This window comes from Stenotrophomonas sp. 05L44_2, assembly GCF_056665995.1.
In genome coordinates this window covers 1-2193 of record NZ_JBFTNR010000699.1, presented here as the reverse complement: position 1 = coordinate 2193, position 2193 = coordinate 1, and the positions used below count along the sequence as shown (strand labels likewise).

Sequence of the window (2193 nt, the reverse complement as noted above, 5' to 3'; positions counted from 1 at the left end):
GTCATGAGTCACTCCACGCACAGCGTGGAAGTGGACTCACTCGTTGGGCGGCGTGGTTGCCTTGGCTTCGCTACCGAAGTTGCCATCGGCCTCGGCCGCCAGGTAGGCAAACACGGTATAGGCCGCCACGTTCTGCGCCAGCGCCTTCGGATCGATCTTGTCGAGGGTGTCGTCGGCGGTGTGGTGCAGGTGGAAGTAATCCGAGCCATCCTGCGCCAGCCAAGCCCATGCGCCACCCTTGGCGGCCAGCGGACCGACATCCGGCCCCGGGCCACCCTTGTCGGCGGCGTACTCGATGCCCAGCGGCTTCATCACCTCGGCAATCTGCCTGGTTGCCTCGCGCGAGCCTTCCGGGTTCGGCGAACCGGTGTTGAAGGCGTAGATGCGGCCAGCACCGAAATCGCTCTCGGCGGCCAGCTGGTGCAGGGCTACGTCCTTGGCATGCGCCTCGGCGTAGGCCTTGCCGCCATACAGGCCCTGTTCTTCGTTGGCGAAGGCGACCACGCGGATGGTGCGCTTCGGCGCCTGCTTCAGCTGGCCGATCAGATGACCGGCGGCCATGGTGATGCCCACGCCTGCGCCGTCATCGACCGCGCCGGTGCCCAGGTCCCACGAGTCCAGGTGTCCACCGATCACCACCACTTCCTTCGGCAGCGTGCGGCCGGTGATCTCACCGATCACGTTGTACGAGGTCGCCGTGCCATCCCAACCGCAGTCCAGTGCGACCGTCACCGTGGTTGCGCCACGGGCAAGCAGGCGCGCCAGCTGGTCGGCGTCGGGCACCGACAGCGCCGCCGACGGCACCGGGGTCAGGCCGTCATCGAAGCGGGTGATGCCGGTGTGCGGCACGCGGTGCGAATCGGTACCGGCCGAGCGCATCAGGAAACCGATCGCGCCCTTGCGGATGGCCTCGGACGGGCCCTTGCTGCGGATCGCGCCGCCACGGCCATAGTCGCGGCCATCGCGGAACGGCAGCATCTGGTAATCGACGAAGGCGATCTTGCCCTTCAGCGAACCCGCCGGTGCGGCCTGCAGCGCGGCCAGATCGGCAAACCGCACCACCTCGGCYTCGACCGTACCGCCCGGGCTGCCACCCAGCGCGGTGATCTGCAGCGGTTGCGGGTTCCTGCCGGTCACGGCGGCGTGTTCACTGCGGCGCTCCCATTTCGGGAAGGTCACCGGTTCCTTCCACACCTTGTCAAAACCCAGTGCCTTGAACTTGGCTTCGGCCCAGGCCACGGCACGGGCGTCGGCCTCGCTGCCGGCGATGCGAGGGCCGATCTCGGTGGTCAACGATTCGACCACCTTCCAGCCGGTGTCATCGGCCAGCGCCTGGTCGCGCAGCTGCGCGGCGGTGGCCAGCGAAGCCGGCGGCAGGGTGGTGGCACGCGGCGCCGCGAAGGCCGGCGCGGCCAGCAGGGCGAGGGAGGATGCGATGGCAAGGACGCGGCGACGCATGGACAGCTCCGGGAAGGGTGTAAGCCTTGGAGCTTAACAGTCGTTCAGCGCCGCGCATGGGCGGGAGGTCATGGCCGGCGCGGATGCTGTTTTCCGCCAGATGCAGCAAAGCGAAAGCCCCGCCGGAGCGGGGCTTTCGCAGGCCTCTGCGGTAGCGCCGGGCATGCCCGGCGAGCGCAGCGGCAAGATGGCGTTCCGCCAGGCATGGCCCGGCGCCACCAACCTTATTTCTTCAGGCTGTCGCGGATCTCGCGCAGCAGCACCACTTCCTCGGCCGGCGCTGCCGGTGCCGCTTCCTTCTTGCGCGACAGGCGGTTGATCACCTTGATCACCAGGAAGATGGCGAACGCCACGATCACGAACTGGATCAGCGTGTTGATGAAATCACCGTAGCCGATCACCACGGCCGGGATTTCCTTGCCATCAGGCCCGATGCTGGCCGGCGACAGTGTCCACGCAAGCTGGGAGAAATCGACCTTGCCGATCAGCATGCCCAGCGGCGGCATGATGATCTTCTCCACCAGCGCGGTGACGATCTTGCCGAAGGCAGCGCCAATCACCACGCCGACGGCGAGGTCGATGACGTTGCCGCGCATCGCGAATTCCTTGAACTCGGTGAGCATTCCCATTGTTGTTTTTCTCCTGAGGGCGAGGGGGGACAGCGCGAAGGGTAGCGCAGGTGATGTCAGCCGGCGATCACGCCGTGGCGTTCGGCCACGTTCTCAAGGCGTGCAC

The 2193-nt window shown here is 67.1% G+C and carries 2 protein-coding genes; both read right to left on the bottom strand.

Translation table 11 applies throughout. The features are described from left to right. Positions 1–36 precede the first annotated feature (36 nt). Positions 37–1458 carry a M28 family peptidase gene (locus AC1VAN_RS19490; RefSeq protein WP_442252268.1) on the bottom strand — a complete coding sequence of 474 codons (1422 nt, stop codon included), beginning with the start codon at positions 1456–1458 and terminating at the stop codon, positions 37–39. 224 nt (positions 1459–1682) lie between these two features. Further along, positions 1683–2087 carry a large-conductance mechanosensitive channel protein MscL gene (gene mscL / locus AC1VAN_RS19485; protein WP_025874272.1) on the bottom strand — a complete coding sequence of 135 codons (405 nt, stop codon included), beginning with the start codon at positions 2085–2087 and terminating at the stop codon, positions 1683–1685. Between the last annotated feature and the right edge of the window lie 106 nt (positions 2088–2193).

Coding starts and splice junctions, on each gene's coding strand:
- mscL (WP_025874272.1), bottom strand. CDS start 2,087: ATGGGAATGCTCACCGAGTTCAAGGAATTCGCGATGCGCGGCAACGTC.